The organism is Thalassotalea euphylliae, assembly GCF_003390335.1.
Lineage (GTDB): Bacteria > Pseudomonadota > Gammaproteobacteria > Enterobacterales > Alteromonadaceae > Thalassotalea_F > Thalassotalea_F euphylliae_B.
On sequence record NZ_QUOU01000001.1, the window covers coordinates 716468 to 738175 of the forward strand.

Annotated in this window: 25 protein-coding genes; 13 read left to right on the forward strand and 12 right to left on the reverse strand. The window is 45.2% G+C overall.

Features of this window, described 5'->3' with window-relative positions; translation table 11 throughout:
* Nucleotides 1–87 precede the first annotated feature (87 nt).
* On the forward strand, nt 88–837 hold the full coding sequence (locus DXX93_RS03090) for a SapC family protein (RefSeq protein WP_116006764.1): 750 nt from the start codon (nt 88–90) through the stop codon (nt 835–837).
* 688 nt (nt 838–1525) lie between these two features.
* Nucleotides 1526–2335, forward strand: a complete 810-nt coding sequence (locus tag DXX93_RS03095) for a lysoplasmalogenase (RefSeq protein ID WP_116006765.1) — start codon at nt 1526–1528, stop codon at nt 2333–2335.
* A gap of 357 nt (nt 2336–2692) precedes the next feature.
* Here DXX93_RS03095 and DXX93_RS03100 read toward each other — a convergent pair whose 3' ends face one another.
* The 5 genes from DXX93_RS03100 to DXX93_RS03120 all read right to left on the reverse strand — a co-directional run bounded on the left by DXX93_RS03100 (nt 2693) and on the right by DXX93_RS03120 (nt 7944).
* Nucleotides 2693–4120, reverse strand: a complete 1428-nt coding sequence (locus DXX93_RS03100) for an SLC5 family protein (RefSeq protein ID WP_116006766.1) — start codon at nt 4118–4120, stop codon at nt 2693–2695.
* Between the two features lie 417 nt (nt 4121–4537).
* Complete coding sequence (locus tag DXX93_RS03105; RefSeq protein ID WP_116006767.1) at nt 4538–5503, reverse strand: SMP-30/gluconolactonase/LRE family protein; 966 nt, start codon at nt 5501–5503, stop codon at nt 4538–4540.
* On the reverse strand, nt 5500–6096 hold the full coding sequence (locus DXX93_RS03110) for a 2-dehydro-3-deoxy-6-phosphogalactonate aldolase (RefSeq protein WP_220347550.1): 597 nt from the start codon (nt 6094–6096) through the stop codon (nt 5500–5502). The genes DXX93_RS03105 and DXX93_RS03110 overlap by 4 nt, the downstream gene beginning before the upstream one ends.
* A gap of 107 nt (nt 6097–6203) precedes the next feature.
* Entirely contained in the window at nt 6204–7178 is a 975-nt protein-coding gene (locus tag DXX93_RS03115) for a 2-dehydro-3-deoxygalactonokinase (protein ID WP_258872574.1), read from the reverse strand.
* A 1-nt stretch (nt 7179) separates the two neighbouring features.
* Entirely contained in the window at nt 7180–7944 is a 765-nt protein-coding gene (locus DXX93_RS03120; RefSeq protein ID WP_116006770.1) for an SDR family NAD(P)-dependent oxidoreductase, read from the reverse strand.
* Nucleotides 7945–8381: 437 nt separating this feature from the next.
* Here DXX93_RS03120 and DXX93_RS03125 point away from each other — a divergent pair, with 437 nt between their 5' ends.
* Nucleotides 8382–9086, forward strand: coding sequence for a FadR/GntR family transcriptional regulator (locus tag DXX93_RS03125; protein WP_116006771.1), 705 nt, complete (start codon nt 8382–8384; stop codon nt 9084–9086).
* Between the two features lie 223 nt (nt 9087–9309).
* Nucleotides 9310–9867: an NAD/FAD-utilizing enzyme gene (locus tag DXX93_RS03130; protein WP_116006772.1), complete on the forward strand. Its 558-nt coding sequence runs from the start codon at nt 9310–9312 to the stop codon at nt 9865–9867.
* Between the two features lie 125 nt (nt 9868–9992).
* Here DXX93_RS03130 and murA read toward each other — a convergent pair whose 3' ends face one another.
* From murA to DXX93_RS03165, 7 genes are all read right to left on the reverse strand, one after another.
* Nucleotides 9993–11255, reverse strand: coding sequence for a UDP-N-acetylglucosamine 1-carboxyvinyltransferase (gene murA, locus DXX93_RS03135; RefSeq protein ID WP_116006773.1), 1263 nt, complete (start codon nt 11253–11255; stop codon nt 9993–9995).
* 113 nt (nt 11256–11368) lie between these two features.
* A complete protein-coding gene (locus tag DXX93_RS03140) occupies nt 11369–11626 on the reverse strand; it encodes a BolA family protein (protein WP_116006774.1) in 258 nt (85 codons plus the stop codon).
* A gap of 17 nt (nt 11627–11643) precedes the next feature.
* Nucleotides 11644–11940, reverse strand: a complete 297-nt coding sequence (locus tag DXX93_RS03145; protein WP_116006775.1) for an STAS domain-containing protein — start codon at nt 11938–11940, stop codon at nt 11644–11646.
* A gap of 5 nt (nt 11941–11945) precedes the next feature.
* Entirely contained in the window at nt 11946–12605 is a 660-nt protein-coding gene (locus tag DXX93_RS03150) for an MlaC/ttg2D family ABC transporter substrate-binding protein (RefSeq protein ID WP_116006776.1), read from the reverse strand.
* Complete coding sequence (gene mlaD, locus DXX93_RS03155) at nt 12606–13076, reverse strand: outer membrane lipid asymmetry maintenance protein MlaD (protein ID WP_116006777.1); 471 nt, start codon at nt 13074–13076, stop codon at nt 12606–12608.
* 36 nt (nt 13077–13112) lie between these two features.
* Nucleotides 13113–13889 carry a lipid asymmetry maintenance ABC transporter permease subunit MlaE gene (mlaE, locus tag DXX93_RS03160; protein ID WP_116006778.1) on the reverse strand — a complete coding sequence of 259 codons (777 nt, stop codon included), beginning with the start codon at nt 13887–13889 and terminating at the stop codon, nt 13113–13115.
* A 3-nt stretch (nt 13890–13892) separates the two neighbouring features.
* Nucleotides 13893–14696, reverse strand: a complete 804-nt coding sequence (locus DXX93_RS03165) for an ATP-binding cassette domain-containing protein (RefSeq protein WP_116006779.1) — start codon at nt 14694–14696, stop codon at nt 13893–13895.
* 302 nt (nt 14697–14998) lie between these two features.
* On the opposite strand from DXX93_RS03165, the gene DXX93_RS03170 reads away from it, so the two are divergent.
* The 9 genes from DXX93_RS03170 to ptsN all read left to right on the forward strand — a co-directional run bounded on the left by DXX93_RS03170 (nt 14999) and on the right by ptsN (nt 21697).
* Nucleotides 14999–15979, forward strand: coding sequence for a calcium/sodium antiporter (locus tag DXX93_RS03170; RefSeq protein ID WP_116006780.1), 981 nt, complete (start codon nt 14999–15001; stop codon nt 15977–15979).
* A gap of 32 nt (nt 15980–16011) precedes the next feature.
* A complete protein-coding gene (locus DXX93_RS03175; protein WP_116006781.1) occupies nt 16012–16983 on the forward strand; it encodes a KpsF/GutQ family sugar-phosphate isomerase in 972 nt (323 codons plus the stop codon).
* A complete protein-coding gene (gene kdsC / locus DXX93_RS03180) occupies nt 16983–17567 on the forward strand; it encodes a 3-deoxy-manno-octulosonate-8-phosphatase KdsC (protein WP_116006782.1) in 585 nt (194 codons plus the stop codon). Before DXX93_RS03175 ends, kdsC begins: the two co-directional genes overlap by 1 nt.
* On the forward strand, nt 17564–18130 hold the full coding sequence (gene lptC, locus DXX93_RS03185) for an LPS export ABC transporter periplasmic protein LptC (protein WP_116006783.1): 567 nt from the start codon (nt 17564–17566) through the stop codon (nt 18128–18130). The genes kdsC and lptC overlap by 4 nt, the downstream gene beginning before the upstream one ends.
* On the forward strand, nt 18096–18608 hold the full coding sequence (lptA, locus tag DXX93_RS03190; protein ID WP_116006784.1) for a lipopolysaccharide transport periplasmic protein LptA: 513 nt from the start codon (nt 18096–18098) through the stop codon (nt 18606–18608). The genes lptC and lptA overlap by 35 nt, the downstream gene beginning before the upstream one ends.
* Nucleotides 18608–19342 carry an LPS export ABC transporter ATP-binding protein gene (gene lptB / locus DXX93_RS03195; RefSeq protein ID WP_116006785.1) on the forward strand — a complete coding sequence of 245 codons (735 nt, stop codon included), beginning with the start codon at nt 18608–18610 and terminating at the stop codon, nt 19340–19342. Before lptA ends, lptB begins: the two co-directional genes overlap by 1 nt.
* 76 nt (nt 19343–19418) lie before the next feature.
* The gene (locus tag DXX93_RS03200; RefSeq protein WP_116006786.1) at nt 19419–20927 is read left to right on the forward strand and encodes an RNA polymerase factor sigma-54; all 1509 of its coding nucleotides are present in this window, start codon (nt 19419–19421) and stop codon (nt 20925–20927) included.
* A gap of 27 nt (nt 20928–20954) precedes the next feature.
* Entirely contained in the window at nt 20955–21242 is a 288-nt protein-coding gene (gene hpf / locus DXX93_RS03205) for a ribosome hibernation promoting factor (RefSeq protein ID WP_116006787.1), read from the forward strand.
* 2 nt (nt 21243–21244) lie between these two features.
* Entirely contained in the window at nt 21245–21697 is a 453-nt protein-coding gene (gene ptsN, locus DXX93_RS03210; protein WP_116006788.1) for a PTS IIA-like nitrogen regulatory protein PtsN, read from the forward strand.
* Nucleotides 21698–21708: the final 11 nt, after the last annotated feature.

The following is a 21708-nucleotide window of genomic DNA, read 5'->3' on the forward strand; positions in this document are numbered from 1 at the left end:
ATTATTAAGCTTTACACACAGCGTTAACTCGGTAAGCTAACAGGTGACCTTGAAACCAAATAATTATTACTAATAAAAGATAAATTTATGTCAGATTTTCAACCATTAAAACCGGAACAGCATCAGAACTTGAAAGTGAAGCCTGTCGTTGATTGGGAGTTCGTTGCGAAACAGCACCAACTCGAGATCACGGTCACAGAAGCTCAACAAGCAGCGTCCAGTTTTCCATTATTTTTTATTAAAAATAGCGAAACTGGAAATACCTTTATTGCGGCAGTAACGTCATTTGTGATGGATACTAATGTACTTGTCGAAGAAAATGGCCAACATCAGTTGGCATATGTGCCATTGTCTGCAAGCCTAAGGCCTTTTGCCCTAGGCCTTGATCCCGAAAATGATAAAAGTGTTATTCCTTTTGTAGATCTTGACTCTAAACTCGTGAGTGATGATCAGGGAGAGGTGTTGTTTGAGGGAGATAAGGCTACGCCTTTTTTTCAGCACTATAATCATCAATTAGAGCAGTATTACAACGGTCAGTTGGCAACAGGTAAGTTTGTTCAAGCACTGGACGAGCTGGGGCTTATTCAGCAAGCAGAATTAGAAATTACCATGGCCGATGGTCAAAAAAGTACGCTAAAAGGCTTGTGGAACTTGAATGAAAAAGCGTTAAATGAGCTTTCAATAGAAGAACAGCAGTCGTTGCTGTCGCAAGGCTATTTCGCCCCTATTTTTGCGATGCTTTCGTCAATGACTCAACTAAATCGCTTAATTCATGGTCATATCAAACTGGGTGAGCCAATTGCTGGCGTCAATGTTAATCCTGTCAATGGTAAATAAAGATCACAATACCCATTTGATTCATCATTTAGGTACTCAAAATGACATATGCAGTATCAAAACAAACGAAATTTATAGCGGTATAGTTGTTCTACTTCAAGTAAGTTTTTTATAGTTACTATGCTACTTATGTGTTCCAAGAGGCTAGTGTTAAGCTCTTGCCAACTGACAAAATAGTTATTCCGTATAGTATAGCTCGAGGAATAGCTTAAAAGGAGCTAGAGACTGTAGCTCCTTTTTATCTAGTGTTTACTAAGTGGCAGGCTCAATTAAATCCCAACGGTGCCATATAAATCTTTAAAGGTAACCACTTTGCCGTTTGGCGCTCTCTGTGGTTGCTCGCAAAACCCCACACCTCCCGCCGGCATTGCCGGAAAGTTTTGCTGATATTATCAGTCATCGTAAACCTAAGTTTGTTTGTCTAAAAGTCGGCGGTTTATTGATATCCCTTGATGAGTAAGTTGATAGTAGATAGCTGCGCGCTGTTTGCGGTGATTGTGTTAGTTGGCCTCAAGAATACTTGGCAATAAACGCGTGCTTGAGTGTCGCGCGGGCATAACGTTACACCTCTTCACGTGAACAATTAATAAACATTTGTTGATTTAAGCTACTGTGTTACCGTGACTTTTAAACAGAATGAAGATAATAACGTGCAAGCAGCAGTCGTATAAACCTTTTGGGAGCGGTAATGCAACAAGTAGCAGAATCGATACAAACTAAAAAAAGAGCGCAAATAAAACATGGTCGCCAAATACTGCTATCAGTGTTGTTTTTTATCTTTGCGACTAGCTATCTCTGCTCGTTAGTTATCGCACCTTATACCGGGCAATTTTTATTAAAAGTCTCACCTATTGTTTGCTTACTCATTATGGTTTTAACGGCAAGGTTAGAAGCTCCTGCGCAAAAGCCATATCGACCAAGTTCGACTAAGCGTTTATTACTCGTTGCCATCATTGCTTCAGGTACTGGTGATGTGTTGTTAGCTTTGCCATTGCAGCAAAGTTTTGTGATGGGGCTAGCTGCGTTTTTAGTAGCACAATGCTTGTACGCCGTTATTTTTTTGCAAAACCGCACAAATAAACCCGCCCGCGCCGCAAAACTGGTCGCTGCAGGTATTATTGTCTTTGCAGCTGTTATGGCTTTTTATTTACTGCCAGCTACGGGCGAGTTATTGCTACCGGTTATCGTGTATTTAACGGCAATTACGGTCATGGCTGTAGCTGCGTGGCACAGTCATTATGGGCTTAAAGCTAAGCTTGGCGTATCAAGTTTTGTCGTCTCGGATGCAGTTTTAGCGACAACGACATTCCACACCTCGCAGCCGTGGGGAACTGCCGCTGTCATGGTGACTTATTACGCCGCGCAATATTTGATTATCAATGGCGTGGTTAGTGATATTTGTGGCCGAGCAACAACTACCGCTCACCGCGAGCACATGACCCAAGAGCCCGCACCAGAGCCGATTGATCCAGTAAACTCGTCGGCTAAATGCAAATAACAGTGCCTAACCATGCAATGTGAGTCTTGGTTAATTGTCTTGTGCAAAAAAAGCATGGCACGCGACGCGCTATTGTCACCAAATTAACCTGCAAGACGCGTTTTAAGTGGCTTCGAACAAGTGTTTGATGCCAAACGGTATAAACTGTCTGCAGAGCCCTCAATTTATTGCATACCAAGTAGCTAAGCCCTAAGTACTTAGCAACAAGTACTTAGCAACAAGCATAAAGCATCAGGTGCTAAAGTGAACTATTGGGCGTTGAAGAGAAAAGTAGAGGGGGATTTGTGGTCAAGTGGCTTGAATAAACCACTTGACCATCTGCTCGGCGCTTAGCTCAGCACTTAGTTATGCAAATCACTAAGCCGTTTGTTGGCGCGCAAACGCAAGCTTGTTGCCAAACACTAAACGGTTGATGGCGAGCGCCATACCAACACAGGCAAACAGTGTAATACACATCATGTGAATGTAGTGGAACGGCGCCCAAACAAAGACAAAAAACGCGTATAACAAAGTGCCGAAGATCACGGCGATAATCGCCGCGCGAGCATCAACATCTTTAAACAACAGGCCAACAATAAAGGTGGAAAGAATTGGCATACTCAATAAACCGTAAAGCTCTTGTACTATGTTGATAATACTCTCTTGGGTTGCGTAAACGGGCACTAAAGCGAGTGCAATACTAACGAATATCACCGTAATTATCGCATTTAATTTGCCAACATTAGCGTCTTTATTGACATAGGCTTCGTGAATATCACAGCAGTAAAGTGCCGCAGACGAGTTCAGAATACTATTGAAGGTCGTCAGCACTGCGGCGGCAATTGCCGCGGCAAATACGCCCGACAACCAAACTGGCAGCACGTCAGCGGCGATGGTGCCGTAGGCGGCATCACCAATGTCGCCGTAAAGCTTGTAGGAAACAATACCTGGGATCACAATCATAGGTGGCACAATGAGTAAACGAATAAGCGCCGCTGAGAAGACACCTTTTTGTGCTTCTTTTAGATTAGGCGCCGCCATCGCGCGCTGGGTAATGGTTTGGTTGGTACCCCAGTAGAAGGCTTGAATAAAAATCATCCCGGTGAGCAACACGTGCCAGGGCAATGGTGAGTCATCACCGCCAATCATGGTTAAGCGCTCTTTCGGAATGCCAGTGAAATCAAAATCAATCGCGGCAACGGCGAGATAAACAATCAACATCCCCATACCGAGCAGCAAAATACCACTATAGGTGTCTGATACGGCAACCGCGCGCAAACCACCAAATACCGCATAACAAGCGCCGACTAAAGCAAAACAAACCGCCAAGAACATAAGGCTTAACTCTGTACCGAACAGCGATTTCATAAATAACGAGCCACTGTAAAGTACCGCGGGTAAGAAGATAAATACGTTGCCTAGTAAGAAAAGGGCAGCGATGACCGCCCGTATATTTTTATCGCCATAGCGCTTTTCCAGCAGTTCTGTTGTCGTCGTACAGTTATTTTTGTAATAAACCGGCAAAAAGACTTTAGCGAGAATAATTAAGCCAATAACTGCGGCAAACTCCCACCAAGCAAGCAACGCCATTTGATTGCCGTTCATGCCAATGAGCTGATCGGTACTTAGGTTAGTTAAGGTGATTGAACCAGCGACAAACATCCAAGAAAGCCCACCGCTGGCGAGAAAGTACTCTTTATTGGAGTCGCTAGAGCGCGCATGGCCTGCACATTTTAAATAGGTGGCAAAGGCAATTAACGCAGTGATTCCGAAAAACACCAATACCTGTATGGCTTGTGCTGACATTCCTGATTCCTCATTGACACTTAACTAACCCTTGGCGTGATCAACAGCTGGTAATGCTGAGTTCATCACTATCAGTTCTACACCTGTCGCCTTATTTTCACCTGTTATGACACTTGCAGACTCACGACCTTAATGCTTTTGATACCACCATAGCGCTGGCGTTGCCAAAAAATGCCAGCTGGTTAGCATTAAGTGCGTCGAATTTGCTTGTATATCAGCTTGTTATTGCTATTTATTCGTGGTGAAACGAGCAGTGTAGAGGCTAGTTTCCGTAGATAGACGCTTTATTTGTATTATATATACTATCTTTATTTTCACACGTTTAAAACCGCTAGATGGAGAATTCTCAATCAGGTCTTTAAGCGCATAATTAGCTGAGTAATAATGCTTAGATTGGAATGAGTAAGCGGCGCTTTATCAGACTTTATCAGCGGGTGTCTTAGCTAAGTTATCGTATCGGTTACGATCTTGGCTAACGCCTAGTGTTAAGTCATTAAGGTCAGCAAACCGTTCATCTATCCCTATGCTTTCATTCAGCTGATAAATAAACACATTGCCCGCTTCTGGTTGCGATAATAACTGCTGCGAAGATAGCTCGTCGCGGGCGCTGGTGATGGCCAGTAAATCGCGATTTGGCCCACCAATGGCAACACAAGTGGGCTGTGATACAGGCAAAGTTAGTATTTGCAATACCTTGCCACAAGGATTGTATTGAACAACTCGGCTGCCGCCCCATTGGGCAGACCAGAGGTTGCCGTGCTTATCGATACAAGCGCCATCCGGGGCAATGCCGGCCTGAGTTGTTGCGAAAGTAGTCTGATGGGATAGTTGGTCACTTAGCGCCTGTGAATCATTACCGCTAAGCGGATATTGATAAATGACCCCTGTTGGTGAGTCGGCGTGGTAAAGGGTGTTGCCGTCTGGGCTAAAACAAAGAGAGTTAGAGATGCGAATGCCTGATTTGCGCACTTGGAGTGTATTTGAAGTTAACTGATACAGCGCAGCTGGCGCTGGGCTTAGCGCAGTATCTTCCACCATGGCGCCGACCCAAAAGCGGCCGTGTCGATCAAGTCGTCCATCGTTGAGACGGTGTCCTCGGTTGGCGTATTCGAGCTTGGCAAGCCAGTTAATTTTGGCACTTGATAAGTGATAAAGGGCGAGACCAGAAGCAAAGGCGATCAGTAGTTGATCTGGGTGCTGGGTAAACGCAAAGCAGGCGACTCGCTCTGGCATTGGGTAGGTAACAACACTCTTATCAGCCAACTGATAGTGATACAAGGTTGCGCGCTGAATATCGGTCCACCAAAGTGATGTTTGACTAGGGTGCCAAAGTACGCCTTCACCGAGTTGATTGTGCACTGCTAACGTAGTGAGTAATTTCACACCAGCCCTTTGATTTTTTGCTGAATTTGCGACAGGTTATCACCTTGTTGATACAAGTGGCTACCAATGCCAACCGCGCGAGCCCCAGCAGATAGCCACTGATGACGATTTTCAATTGATACGCCGCCCACGGCAATGAGCGCGCATTCTGGTGGTAATACACTCGTGAGTGCTTTGATGTGATCTGTACCATAGCTTGCGGCTGGGAAGACTTTCAATGTGGTTGCCCCAGCGTGATAGGCTTGGAAAGCCTCGCTGGCGGTTGCAATGCCGGGTAAGCTAATTAGCCCCAACTCCAAGGTGTAATCAATTAAATCGCTATCGCAATTGGGCGATACGATCAGCTGTCCCCCTGCGTTTTTAACTTGCTCAACCTGTGTGATGTTAATCACAGTCCCAGCGCCCACTATGCAGTCACTAGGTAAGTTTTCCCGTAATATGGTGATGCATGATAGCGCTTGTGGACGATTTAATGGCACTTCCATCACGCGAGTACCGCTTTGGTATAGTGCCTTGCCAACGTTCGCGGCATCTTCGGGAGGTAAGCCTCGTAAAATCGCGATGATTTGATTGTCTGGTAGCCAAGAGTTCACTGGAGTCACCTTTGTGCTTTAGCTTATGTAAGTAGCTTAGTTAAATAGCTATGTTTAATACGTTAGATTTAGTATCAAGTGTTAACTGTATGCACAGCGAATTGGCTCTAAAGCTTGTCAGCATGATGTAATTGTTGATAAACCGAAGAAAAACCGGCAAGTGTGATCGTTTCAACATCGTAACGTGTCGTCGTAATTGATTGCATCGTTAAGACTTCGGCGAAACGTTGGCTCAGAGTGTTACTGCCAATAATGCTGACCGAATCGAGCTCCTGAAAAGACCACTCCGTTGCATTAATTGCCGCACGCACATCACTGCCGATCAGCATACCGGACAAGTAAGCGGTGGCGTGCTCAGGTGCCAGTTCATTAAATAACTGTTTACTGCGGGCGCTAAACAAGCCGTGAATAAAGCTGCCGAGTGCACTCGCTAACGTGTATTGTGCGCCAGAGGCGAATGCCTCAGGACAAAACTCTCCTTGCGAGTCTTGAATTAACACACTGTGGTGACACAGCAAGTCGTACAATTCACCTGTCATCGCGGTTTTAAAAAGCTTTACTTGACCAGACTCAACCAAAACCCACTTTGTATGTGTACCGGGCAAACAGATAAGGTGTTGGCCGTGCAGGTGATTATGATTTTGTGCCAACCAGCCGAGCACTTGTAATTCTTCGCCGCGCATCACATCGCGATGGTTGTTTTCATGGCTGCAATGTAAGCCGGGAATAATAGCCAGTTGCTGCGTTTGGCAAGCAAAATGTAAACAAGAATCAGCGACTTTTTGCGGCGAAATGGGGCAGGGAAGGTAAGTCGTTTCTTGCCAGCCGATACTTGAGCCAATTTGTCCAGCCATGATAATGGGCAATTGTTTGTAATGGTCAAGCCAGGGGGCGATGCAGTCAAACAACTCTTGCTCAAAACCTTGTGTCACTTTCGTCACACCTCGTGCGTAACTGGTTGCGAGTAAGGTTAGCGAGTTGTCCGAGGCAAGCTGGCAAAGAAAAGCACGCAAATGGCTTGTTCCCCAATCAATGGCGATAAGGTCGGCGTTTTCCATGTAACGAGTACTCGCCTCAGTCATTCTACGTTCGTCCACCGTCAATAGTGATTGACTGGCCAGTGATCATGGCACTGTCATCCGAGGATAAAAACATCGCCAATTTAGCGACTTCGCTTGGCTCAATGCGCTTTTTAATTGCCATTGCCGCCATCCATTGCTTTTCTTGGTGTTCGCTCAAATAGGAAGCGAGTTGTTTATCGGTGGCAATCCAACCGGGTAAGATGGCATTAACGCGAATGTTGTAACGGCCGTAATCTTTGGCGAGTGACTTAGTCATACCGATAAGGCCGGCTTTCGCTGTGGTATAGCCAACCATATTTTTCGGGCCGATAAGGGCATTGATCGAACTAAAATTAATAATTACACCGCTTTTTTGCTTTCGCATCGGTGCAAAAACCGCTTGTGAGGCATAAAACGCTGCATCTAAGTTTATTTGCATACAAGACTGCCAATCTTGCGGGCTGACATCTTGTGGGCGATGGCGCATATCGTTGGCCACATTGTTAATTAAGATATCCATACCGCCCAGCCTCTCAGTGGCATTGCTAATGGCCTCAACCAGCTCATTGTGCTTGGTTACATCAACGACTTGAAAGCAAAGTTGAGCGGTGAAATCGTGTAGCTTATTAACTAGTTGCTCTCCCGCCGTTTGGTCGATATCAATAAAAGCGACATATGCACCTTGCTCGACAAAGGCGCGAACCATTGCGGCACCGATGCCAGATGCACCGCCAGTAATGAACACACGTTTGTTTTTAAGGCTCAGGTATTGGGTTGTGGTTGACAATGTAACTTCCTAATAAATAAGCACTATTGATACTTTATCGAATTTTTCTTGGCAGTGCCAATGTCGGCTTGGTGTGACTGTCGAGTGCCAATATCTGTGACGTGTTGTATCATTGTTCATCAAATAATATGTTATATACTATTATATTAATTATATGAAAATGCAAAAAATTGAGTGACTGCCTTGGGTTTTATTTGTTAAAAAAGAGTAACTGACTGGCTATCGGGTATACATCAAACACAGTAGTATATACCCTGCTGGTATAAAAACGCAGATTATAAAAACTTTTTGGTTGGATAATTTTTAGTTGAATAGGTTCTAGTTGAATAATTTCTAGTTGGAATAATAGTAAATCGGTTCGAACAAAATAGTCGCTCGCTTAACGATAGAAACTAGTGAGAAAACTAACGACAAAGCCTAGCACGTAAGAGAAAGTGATGAGAAGTAGCCCAAAACACAATTTAACGCACCAACTAACGCATAACCTTGGTATGTCGATAGTCAAAGGCGACTATCCCGTAGGCTCAGGTTTACCTTCAGAGGCAGAGCTCTGTTTGCAATACGATGTGAGCCGCAGTGCGACTCGTGAAGCGGTTAAAATGCTATCGGCAAAAGGGCTGATTTCATCGCGCCCCAAACAAGGCATTTTAGTATTGCCGGAAAGCACCTGGAATATGTTTGATACTGATGTATTAAGTTGGATCTTAAACAGCAAACCATCACTTACTTTACTCAAAGAATTTACCCAAGTGCGTGCGGCAATTGAGCCAGAAGCTGCGGCACTGGCCTCGCTAAATGCCACGGATGAACAAATTGGTGAAATAGAAAAAGCGTTGAACCGTATGGCGGATGCCGATAAAGGGCTTGATGATCCACTTGATGCTGATATCGCTTTTCACACCGCTATTTTGCTTGCCAGTGGCAACCGTTTTATCGCTCAGCTGACCGACTTTATTGGTACAGCGCTGCGCGTCAGTATTCGCTATACCAACCGGATTAAAGGTGTGCCAGGGGCTGATGTGCAAAAGCACGCCGATATTTTTAACACCATTAAATCGCGCAATCCCGAATTAGCACGCGACTGTGTGAGCACGATATTAGATGAAGCGCTGGCGTTAATCGACTCACAGCTTAATCCGTAAACATTATCCCGCCAATAGCAGCTTGAGTTTGTAGTAAGGGTAAGCTGCTATACTTTCGTGTAAGAGATTGCTTGATCTAGATGTTAATTGATCTATCGGGTTAATAATTGTCGTATTCTTCCCATGTCCTAGATGTACTTCGCGTATGTAAATTACTGCCAGCAATCACATACGGTGGTCTAAGTTAGGCTAACTTGGCAACAGATAAGCTGAGGAAACCACTATGCTTAGACACTACTTTATTAGTGAAAAACTTTCTGAGTTAAAAAGCCTGCGCAATGAACTCGCCGAACAAGGTGTTACAGAGCCGCAAATCCACGTGTTAAGTAATGACGATGCTGCACTTGTCCAACACGACCTGCCAGAAGTCGAATCGGTATTGAAAAAAGACGTGGTACATTCGACAGAAATCGGTGCGATTGTCGGTGTTATAGGTGCAGCACTGACACTGATCATCGCCTATTACATGGGGTGGACAAATTCCGCTGCTGGTTGGCTACCATTTGTATTACTGGCTGTGGTGGTGTTGGGCTTCTGTACTTGGGAAGGTGGCTTTATTGGTATTCAGCGTAATAACGTTCACTTCGAACGCTTCCAAGAAGTACTCAAGCGCGGTAAGCATGTGTTGTTTGTCGATATCGAACAAGATCAAGAGCAAATGTTGGCGAGAGTGATTCGTCATCACCCGCATATTCAACTTGCTGGCACGGGAGAGTCTGTGCCAGGTTGGCTAGTGAAGGGGCAAAATGCTTATCACAGTTTTATTAAAACTATGCCCTAGATACTTACCTGAGTTTTTTGCCTCAATTTTCGTTAATGTGCGTTAAGTCTGTACGTCAGTTGTTCGTGAGCAAGGCATGAAAAAGGCCAGCAAAAGCTGGCCTCAAACATACGTGAACTTACTTGCTACGAGGTCTTAACGCGGGTGATGTCGGCACCTAATGCTTGCAGCTTGTCTTCAATGTGCTGATATCCACGGTCAATGTGGTAAATGCGATCAACCTGTGTTTCGCTCGTGGCGACCAAGCCCGCGATAACCAAACTTGCCGATGCGCGAAGGTCTGTCGCCATAACTTGCGCACCGTTGAGCTGTTCAACGCCTGTGGTAATGGCAGTATTGCCTTCCAATGCGATATTTGCCCCCATGCGCTGCAATTCAGGTACGTGCATAAAGCGGTTTTCAAAAATGGTTTCGGTCACATGAGCCGAGCCTTGAGCAAGCACATTTAGCGTGACAAACTGAGCCTGCATGTCAGTTGGGAAGGCTGGGTGAGGTGCAGTTTTCACATTGACTGCGGTCGGCCGAGTTGTCATTTCCAACTCAATCCAGTCATCGCCTGTCGTCACTTGAGCGCCAGCTTCTTGTAGCTTGCTAATGACCGCATCTAAAGCTTTAGGCTCGGCATTTAAACACTTGATATGCCCTTGCGTAACCGCTGCGGCGACTAAGAAAGTGCCTGTTTCAATACGGTCAGCCATCACACTGTGTTCAGTGCTAGCTAAACTGGTAACGCCTTCAATGGTGAGTGTATCTGTACCGGCACCAGCAACTTTTGCGCCCATGGCATTGAGGAATTCTGCTAAATCAACAATTTCTGGCTCGCGAGCAGCGTTTTCAATAATCGTTGTGCCTTCTGCAAGCGCAGCGGCCATCATCAGGTTTTCAGTGCCTGTGACACTGACGGTATCCATAAAAATGGTGGCACCTTGCAAGCGGCCATCGATTTTTGCTTTGATATAACCTTGCTCAACGTCGATTGTCGCGCCCATTTGTTTTAAGCCTTGGATATGCAAATCAACAGGACGAGCGCCAATGGCACAACCGCCGGGCAGTGAGACTTCAGCATGACCAAATTTAGCTAATAGTGGGCCAAGCACCAAAATAGAAGCACGCATCGTTTTGACCAGCTCGTATGAAGCAACGTGCTGATCAATTGAACCTGCGGTAATTTCAAGCGTATTTGCTGCTTGCCAGCTAACTTTGGCACCGAGCTGCTCGAGTAGCTTAATGGTGGTATTAATGTCGTTTAGGCGAGGTACATTGCTGATTTGAACTTTTTGGTCGGTTAAGATCGCCGCCATCAAAATCGGCAGGGCAGCGTTCTTTGCGCCAGAAATGGTAACTTCGCCGTGTAATCGGTTACCGCCGTTTATTTTAAATGAATCCAAGGTGCTATTTCTATTCTGTGCTAATGAGTTATTGAGTATACGTTTATTGATTCTAGGCTTATTGCTATCAGGCTTACTTTTGCCAGATTCGTCAAATCTGGTTTTGCTGGTGCCTAGAGTGGCAGGTTAAACATTTTGTCTTTCTTCCACTGCTCAGGCGTGAAAGTTTTAACGGTCAGGGCATGAATACGGCCATCGTTAATGGCAACAGCTAGCGGTTTTGCAATAGCTTGCTGTTTTTTAACGCGACTTAGTTCGGCGAAAACTTCTGCAACAGCGATGACCTTGCACTGAGAGCCGTCAAATGCGACGTGCAACTCATCAAGTTCGATAGCGTCGTTAATAAGTTGTTCGATTTCTGAAATTTCCAAAAGCCTCTCCTACTGATTTATTGGCTGGGCGATGATAATAACTGATCAACATCGCTAAGTTGTGCCAATTTTAATAAATCTTGAGGTAAGTCTGCAAACGATAACTGGCAATTGTGGCGCTTGGCTTGTTCAACTAAAAACAAAAGCCAAGCAAGGCCCGCGGTATCAACATCATTGATGTGCTTTAGGCTAACAACCATGTGCTTGCTTTTTACAATGTTGCGATGGGCTTTATTTTTCAGTGCGGCGACTGCCGCACTGGTCAGTTGCCCGTTGAGCTGGGCAACCTGATCCTTGATCTCTATAGTCAGCATTTTTATTACGGCTCGCCTTGTTTGAAGACTACATCACGCTCAGCTTTTTCCTTCAACATTTCGGTAACGTGCGGTAAGCCTTTTTGGCGAATAATACTGCTTAACTCTGCTTGTTTACTGTCGAGCAGGCTGATGCCTTCAGCGATCATATCAAACGCTTTCCATTCATTCTTTTTGCGGTTTTTACGCACTTTGAATGAAATATCAATGGGCTCACCGCCCGGTTGTAATACACGCGTTTTAACCGCAACTATTTTCTGTTTATCGAGTTTTCGACCGGCTTCAAACTCAACCGTTTGATCGTTGTATAGGGTAAATACTTGTGCATACGAAGTGACTAGATAGTCTCTGAACACAGGAACAAATGCTTTGCGTTCTTGCTCAGTGGTTTTCTTTAAATTCTTGCCGATCACCTTGTAAGCAGCATAGCGGTAATCAACGTATGGTAGGAGTTCTTCGCGCACGACCTTTTTTAATAAATTCGGGTTGCTGCGAATGGCTGCCTGTTCGTCTTTAACACGCTTGAAGGTGATGTCAGCCACTTGCTGAATCATGGCGTAAGGATCTGTTTTACTGATATCCGCATGTGCGTTGGCAGTAAATAGTAGCGCGGTAAATAGCAGCGCCTTTGGCATTGTTTGTATAGCTTGGATGATGTTTCTCATTTAATCGTCGCTCCCCTGACTAAATAAAAATTGACCAATTAACTCTTCTAACACAAGTGCTGGTTTGGTGTCTTCGATAAAGTCACCCGGTACTAAAGTGTCGACAGACTCATCAACAAAGCCGGGATCTAAGCCCAAATATTGCTCGCCAAGTAAACCTGCAGTCAAAATCGACACTGAGGTCGCTTCTGAGAAGCCTTGGTACTCGGAGAAAATCTCAAGTGTGACAATCGGGGTAAAGTCTTCGTCATCCAGTGCAATATTGCTGACGCGGCCAATAACAACGCCACCGATTTTTATTGGCGAGCGCACTTTCAAGCCGCCAATATTGTCAAACTTTGCATATAACTCGTAGGTTTGGCCATTGCCTGAAATGCCGGAATCAGCAACTTTAAGGGCAAGTGCTAGCAGGGCAGCTAAGCCAAGTGCCACAAAGAAACCAACGGTTAATTCTAATTTTTTAGACGTCATGTCTTTCACCTAACTATTACAAATACTTTCAAATGATTAACGAGCGAACATCAGTGCCGTTAAAATAAAATCTAAACCTAAAACAAGTAGTGATGATTGCACTACCGTGGCCGTTGTTGCCCGGCTAATACCTTCGGAAGTTGGCTCACAAGCGTAGCCCTTGTAGACCGCGATCCAAGTCACCACAAACGCGAACACTAAGCTTTTGATAATGCCGTTAAGCACATCTTTTTCAAAATCAACTTGCGCCTGCATTACTGACCAGAACGTACCGCCATCAACACCTAGCCAATCAACACCGACTAAATGCGCTCCTAAAATACCGACCATCGAAAATATGCCAGCGAGCAGTGGCAGACTGATAAAGCCAGCCCAAAAACGCGGTGCAATCACGCGGCGTAGCGGGTCGACAGCCATCATCTCCATGCTAGATAACTGTTCGGTTGCTTTCATCAAGCCAATTTCTGCCGTCAGCGCTGAGCCAGCGCGGCCAGCAAATAACAAAGCCGCAACGACTGGGCCTAATTCACGTAACAGCGATAGTGCCACCATCGGCCCTAAACTCGCTTCTGCGCCATAACCCACCAAAATGGTGTAGCCTTGCAACGCCAGTACCATGCCGATAAAAGTGCCTGATACGACGATAATGATAAGCGATAAAACGCCAACCGCATGGAGCTGGTTCACTAGCAGCGGAAAACCCTTGCGCGGGTTTGGCACTTGAACAATAGCAGAGAACAGCATCATCACGGCTTTGCCTAGGCCAGCAATCATGGCTATGGTGCTGCGTCCTAATTTAGAAATAGCTTGCATAATTTAACCTTGGCCTCGCAATATTTCAGCAGACATCGGCGGTGCATTAAAATGAAACGGCACAGGCCCATCTGACTCCCCTTGCACGAACTGTTTAACCAGCGGCGAAGACTGCTGGTGAATTTGCTCTGGTGTTCCGTGACCGATAATTTTTTGCTCGGCGATAATGTAAATATAATCTGCGATACTCATCACTTCTGGTACATCGTGCGAAACCACGATTGAGGTTAAACCAGCCGCGTCGTTTAACGCTTTAATAAGACGGACAATGACCCCCATTGAAATAGGGTCTTGGCCAGCAAATGGCTCGTCATACATGATCAACTCAGGATCAAGGGCAATTGCACGCGCTAACGCCGCGCGCCGCGCCATCCCGCCAGATAATTCACTAGGCTTTAAGTGACGAGCACCGCGCAAGCCAACTGCCTGAAGCTTCATGAGCACCATTTTTTCAATGATGTGCTCTGGTAGCTTAGTGTGCTCGCGAATCGGAAAAGCAATATTGTCGAATACCGACATCTCACTGAACAATGCGCCACTTTGGAACAACATGCTCATCCGCTTGCGCACATCGTACAGGGCATTTCGCCCCAACGTTGGAATATTGTGGTTGTCGAACAGGATTTGCCCACTTTCAGGTTTAAGCTGGCCACCAATCAAACGCAATAATGTGGTTTTTCCTATACCACTAGGCCCCATAATTGCAGTTACTTTTCCTTTTGGGATAGACAAACTGATGTTGTCGTAAATCGTCCTTTCGTCACGCTTAAAAGTGACGTTTTTAATTTCAACCAAGGTCTCGGGCATTAACGGTCTTTACACCAATTTAACAGGAATATAAGTGGCGAATGTTACCCTAGCAGCTAACATTGTTCATCTGTATTTGACAAATTTTTACAGAATAAATGTGTATAAGTGTTTCCAATTAGCTCTTTATGGGAAAGGCTTACGCTAAGTGTTTGCGTGCGGTTTGAGGCTCTTTCTTCTGCAGTTGACTCTGTTTGCGTAAAAAAGCAGCAATTCATGGTCGAATTGCGGGGTAAATTCATTTTCCTCTTTTTTTTTATTTGCTTAACAGCGACAATTTACCCATAGATCAGGAGTAGTAAATGTTATTGCAAGTATTGATATTAGTTATCTCGCTTATTGTCCTTGTGTGGAGCGCAGATAAATTTGTTTATGGTGCCTCGTCGGTTGCCCGAAATTTTGGTGTATCGCCAATGATTATCGGCTTAACGATTGTCGCGATGGGATCGTCAGCGCCAGAAATGATGGTTGCAGCAACCGCGTCGCTCGACGACAAAGCAAATACCGCTATTGGGAATGCCATTGGCTCTAACATTACGAATATCGCTTTAGTACTTGGCTTAACCGCACTGCTCAAGCCTCTGCAAGTGTCTTCTTCGACAATCAAGCGCGAGTTGCCAATCACACTGGGCATCACATTTGTTGCCTTTTTGATGCTATTCAACTTGGAGCTTAGCTTGGTTGAAGGCAGTATCTTAATGGTTGGTTTTTTTGTTTATATCGCTACTTTACTGGTGATCACGCTGCGCAGAGCGAAGGCTAACCCAGTCGATGATCCTATGATTGTTGAAGCTGAAGCGGAAGTACCCGAAGCCACCAGCAACAAAATGGCGTTTCTGTGGTTAGCTGCGGGTATGATTTTACTGCCGTTAAGTGCTAGTTATTTGGTTGATTCTGCGGCCTTTATTGCCAAAGCCTTCGGGGTCAGTGATTTGGTGATAGGACTAACCATTATCGCTATCGGCACTAGCTTGCCAGAGCTTGCTGCCAGCATGATGAGCTTGATTAAAAAAGAAGACGATTTGGCACTAGGTAATATCATTGGCTCTAATATTTTTAATATTTTGGCGGTGTTATCGCTGCCGGGCATTATTGCCCCAGGGGCGATAGACGCTGAGGCGGCAAGCCGTGATGCGCCCTATATGCTGGGCATCACGTTATTGTTGTTTTTCCTTTGCTTTAGCCGACAAAAAGGTGCGTTTCGCATTACTCGGCTCAAAGGGGCAACACTGTTTTTTGCCTTTATTTTGTACCAAGTGATTTTGTTTAGCCAAGTTGGCTAATCGGCAATGGCGACAGCAGGTTTTTTATTGCGATGAATTCTGAAAATTTTATCTCCCTCGGCAACAAGGTACTAGAAACTGAGTTAGCCGCGGTACAGGGTCTAAAACAATACCTAGACCAAGGTTTTGCGAATGCATGCCAAGCCATGTTCGATTGCTGCGGCAAGGTGGTTGTGGTTGGTATGGGGAAGTCGGGTCATATTGGCGGTAAGATAGCTGCCACCTTGGCCAGTACCGGAACCCCTGCTTTTTTTGTTCACCCAGGCGAAGCAAGCCATGGTGATTTAGGGATGATCAGCGAAAAAGATGTTGTCTTAGCGATTTCAAATTCCGGTGAAACGGGGGAATTGCTGGCGATCATTCCGGTGATCAAACGCATTGGCACCCCCTTGATTGCCATGACGGGCAACCCGCAATCAACGCTGGCAACGCTGGCTGAACATCACGTTTGCGTAAAAGTGGAGCAAGAAGCGTGTCCACTTGGCTTAGCGCCAACATCAAGCACTACCGCTACTTTAGTCATGGGAGATGCCATTGCCGTGGCACTACTCAATGCGAGAGGATTTACTGCCGATGATTTTGCATTATCACACCCAGGCGGTAGCTTAGGTAAACGCTTGCTACTGCGATTGAGTGATATCATGCACACGGGTGATCGCCTGCCGGTGGTGTCGACTGACGCCTTGATCAAAGACGCGCTCGTGGAAATGAGTGAAAAGGGCTTAGGGATGACGGCGGTGTGCGCCGCTGATGGCAAACTTGCTGGTATTTTTACCGACGGTGATTTACGCCGAATTCTCGAAGGCAAGGTTGATATCCACAGCGATAACATTGTCTCTGTGATGACTCAAACACCAACGACCGCGCAAGCGGAGCTGCTTGCGGCTGAGGCGCTGAATGTCATGGAAGAGAAAAAAATTAATGGTTTGATTGTTGTCGATGAGCACAATCAGCCAGTGGGCGCCCTTAACTTACAAGATCTGTTAAAATCTGGAGTGCTGTAATGGCATTGACGAACGAAACACAAACAACAGGCGAGCAAGTGACTACCTTTTACGGCCCTGTTGCTGAGCGCGTAATGAATAGCGCCAGTGACATTAAGTTGTTAGTTTGCGATGTTGATGGCGTGTTTTCCGATGGGCGAATTTATCTTGGCAATCAAGGGGAAGAACTAAAAGCTTTTCACACCAAAGATGGCTATGGCGTGAAAGCGTTAATTGCCTCAGGTGTGACCGTTGCCATTATTACGGGGAGAAATTCGCGTATCGTCAACGACCGTATGAAGGCGCTCAACATTAGCCATATTATTCAAGGCAAAGAAGATAAACTGCCTGAAATGCAGGCATTAATGAGTGAGCTGTCGATATCTGCTGAGCAAGTGGCGTATATTGGCGATGACATGGCTGATTTACCCTGTATCGAGTATGCCGCTTTGGGCGTGGCTGTTAAAGATGCGCATCCGGCAGTACTGGCCAAAGCTGACTATTGCACTTACACCTTAGGTGGATTTGGCGCCGTTCGTGAATTGTGTGATTTGATTATGCTCAGCCAAAACACTTTATCGAGTGCCAAAGGCGCGAGTGTATGAACCGACTGTACGGCTTGGCACTGATCGCCTTTGCATTTAGCCTAATGGCTTATGGCGTGGTGCAGTGGCGACAAGCAAATCAACAAGACCCAGACGTTGTTGAAGCTGAGTTGGTCCCTGACTTTATCGCTGAGGCATTAAACAGCGACATTTATAGCGATACTGGCCAGCTCTCTCACCACGTGATCGCAGAGCGCATGGAACATTATGCAGAGTTGGCATTTACTTACTTTGAGCAACCCAATTACACGCTATATCCAAAAGATGACTCTGCGCCATGGCAGTTAGCAGCGTTGGAAGGCACGCTCTACAACAATAATCGCGTAGTATTAAAAAATCGCGTCACATTGACGGCAACCGAGCCAGACAGTTTAATTCAAGAGATACACTGTAAGTATCTTGAACTTGACTTAAACACGAACATTATTAGCTCAGATCAAACCATATTGATCCAAGGAAAAGACTTTACTATGTATGGCTCTGGGCTGATTATAGATTTAAACACCAAACAAATGACACTAACCGAGCATGTACAAACTATTTATAAAAAAGCTGCTAGCTAGTCTAGCGCTTGCTGCGACATTGAGCACGTCTGTGCTGGCCGCCAAAATTGATCTTGACCAAGAAATCCACATTTCTGCTGGTCGCCAAGCAGGTGACTTGAAAAATAAGATCGCCAGTTACTTAGACAACGTGGTTATCACTCAAGGCTCGCTCAAGATTAATGCCGATTTGGTGCAGGTATATAGCCAAAAAGATCAAGACGTACGAACCTATGTGGCTAAAGGCCAACCGGCAACTTTCGAGCAGCTGCTTGAAGATGGTAGTAAGATTCGCCTGCAAGCCAATGAAATCAGATACGAGCCACTCATTTACACCATTACCATTTCTGGCAATGCGCTAATGACCCAAGCAGGAAGTGAAGTGAGTGGTGAAAAGATTGTTTACAACACCCTGACTGAGCAATTAGCAGCGGAAGGTGGTAATAATCAGTCAGTAACGACTATCCTCAAACCCAAAGTAAAAAGTGAAAATAATTGATGACAAAAGAAGTAACCTTAACGGCATCGGGTTTAGCCAAAGCTTATAAAGGTCGTCAGGTCGTTAAAAATGTCAGTTTGTCGGTCAGTACCGGGCAAATCGTCGGTTTGCTTGGCCCCAATGGCGCGGGTAAAACGACTTCGTTTTACATGATTGTGGGGTTAGTGCCAAATGACAGTGGCGAAATTACCTTAGGCAGTGATGAGCTTACCTTGTTGCCTATGCACGAGCGTGCGCGCCGCGGTATTGGCTACTTGCCACAAGAAGCTTCTATTTTTCGCAAGCTTACGGTTTACCAAAATATTATGGCGATTTTGCAAACCCGCAAAGATTTGTCAGACGTTGAACGGGAAGAAAAACTCGAATTACTGATTGAAGAATTCAATATCGGCCATATTAGAGATAATACGGGCATGAGTTTATCGGGCGGTGAACGCCGTCGTGTTGAAATCGCTCGCGCGCTTGCCGCTGATCCGCTGTTTATCTTGTTGGATGAGCCGTTTGCTGGGGTTGACCCAATTTCGGTTGGCGACATTAAAAAGATTATTTTGCATTTGAAGCAACGTGGTATTGGGGTTTTGATCACTGACCACAACGTGCGTGAAACACTCGATGTATGTGAGCATGCGTATATTGTGAGTCACGGTGAATTAATCGCAGAAGGTGATTCAGAACAAATTTTGTCGAATCAACAAGTCCGAGATGTATACCTGGGCGAGCAATTCACGCTATAGTTAACACAGCAGCACTTTGTTTGTTGTATACAAGTAACAAGCAAAGACAATAAAAAAAGGAAAACGTTAGACTTAAATGCGTCCATCACTGCAGTTAAAAATTGGTCAACAACTTACGATGACGCCGCAATTACAGCAGGCCATCAAGTTATTACAATTATCAACATTAGACCTTCAACAAGAGATTCAAGAAGCGCTCGAAAGTAATCCGTTACTCGAAGTGGATGAGTCTAGCTCGTCATCAACAGAAACCAGTGATAATCAGTCTATCGAAGAAGCGTATTCTGCATCGGTAACCGGTGAGCAGCCAGCGACTGACGGCTCGGAAGATGCCATGCCCACTGCCGACGAAGTTAGCACGACGGAAGCGATGGAAAAGAATGACATTCCTGAAGAGTTAAGTATCGATTCGACTTGGGACGAGTCTTTTAGTGCTGGTGTCAGTAGTTCTGGTATTGGTACAGGCGGTAGTGATGACTACACGTACCAAGGGGAAACGTCAGACTCAATTCAAGATCATTTGCGCTGGCAAATGGAGCTTACCCCGTTCAGTGAAACCGATGAAGCCATTGCGCTTGCGATTATCGATGCCGTAGACGATGCGGGTTATCTGACGGTTTCTGCCGAAGATATTTTAGAAAGCCTGGGTCTAGAAGACGTAGAGCTAGACGAAGTGGAAGCCGTGCTAAAGCGCGTTAATATGTTTGACCCTATCGGGGTTGCCGCGCGCTCAATTCCCGAATGCTTGCTTATTCAGCTTAACCAATTTGATAACGACACCCCCTATTTAGCGGAAAGTAAGCTGATCATCAGTGAACACATTGATTTATTGGGGAATCGTGACTATCGTCAAATAATGCGAAAAACCAAGCTCAAGGAAGACCAGCTGCGTGAAGCATTGCGCCTAATTCAGTCGTTAAACCCAAGACCGGGTGATGCTGTGGTGCAAAGTGATGATCAATATGTGATCCCTGATGTTTCTGTGGAAAAGAAAAATGGCCGCTGGGTGGTAGAGCTTAATCCAAGTACTGCACCAAGACTCTCCATTAATCAGCAATACGCAGCGATGACCAAAAGTATGAAGTCATCGGATGATAATCAATTTATTCGTTCAAACCTGCAAGAAGCCAAGTGGTTTATTAAAAGTTTAGAAAGTCGCAACGAAACGCTCCTGAAAGTGTCAAACTGTATTGTTCAGCGTCAGCAGGGCTTTTTTGAATACGGGCCAGAAGCGATGCGCCCGATGGTGTTGAACGACATCGCAGAAGCGGTTGATATGCATGAGTCAACCATATCGCGTGTTACCACGCAAAAGTTCATGCACACACCAAGAGGTATCTTCGAGTTGAAGTACTTCTTTTCCAGTCATGTTAGTACGGAAAATGGGGGGGAATGTTCATCTACTGCTATCAGAGCATTAATCAAGAAGCTTGTCTCAGCAGAAACTCCAGCAAAACCATTAAGTGATAGCAAAATGGCGGAACTATTAGCAGAGCAAGGGATTAATGTGGCGCGACGGACTATAGCTAAGTATCGAGAATCCTTATCTATTCCACCGTCAAATCAACGAAAAAGTTTACTATAAGTATTCAAGCAATGAGGAAAATAGCTTATGCAAATTAATTTATCAGGCCACCACGTAGAAGTGACAGATTCATTACGCGATTTCGTTAACACCAAGTTTGCAAAGCTGGAGCGACATTTTGACCACATCAATAATGTGTACGTCGTTCTTACCGTTGAAAAATTTAATCAAAAAGCCGAGGCAACCGTTCACCTCAATGGCACTGAGGTACACGCCTCAGCCCAGAATCAAGACATGTACGCGTCAATCGACTCGCTCATTGATAAACTTGACCGTCAAATCCTTAAATACAAAGGAAAAATCACTCAGCACTAACTATGAAGCTGCAAGATATACTAACCGAGGACTGCACATCCTGTGCAGTCCCATTATCCAGTAAAAAGAAAATCCTCGAGCATATTTGTAATATTGCCACCCACCATATTCCTGAGCACTCATCATTCGAGCTACTACAAAGCCTATTAGCACGGGAAAAAATGGGCAGTACAGGTATTGGCAATGGTATTGCTATTCCACATGGCCGCTTAAATGGTACGAATCACGTGGTTGCCGTGCTGATGACCACTGAACAGCCAGTGGCGTTTGATGCGATTGATAATCGCGCGGTAGATATCTTTGTCGCCCTGTTTGTGCCAGAAGATTGCTGTAAAGATCATTTATCCACATTACAAAGTATTGCTAAACTGCTTAGCAACAAACAAATGAATAAAAAAATTCGCAAATGCACTACTAATCACGAGCTTTACGAATTGATCAAGCAAGCGGAATAACGACAAGCGAA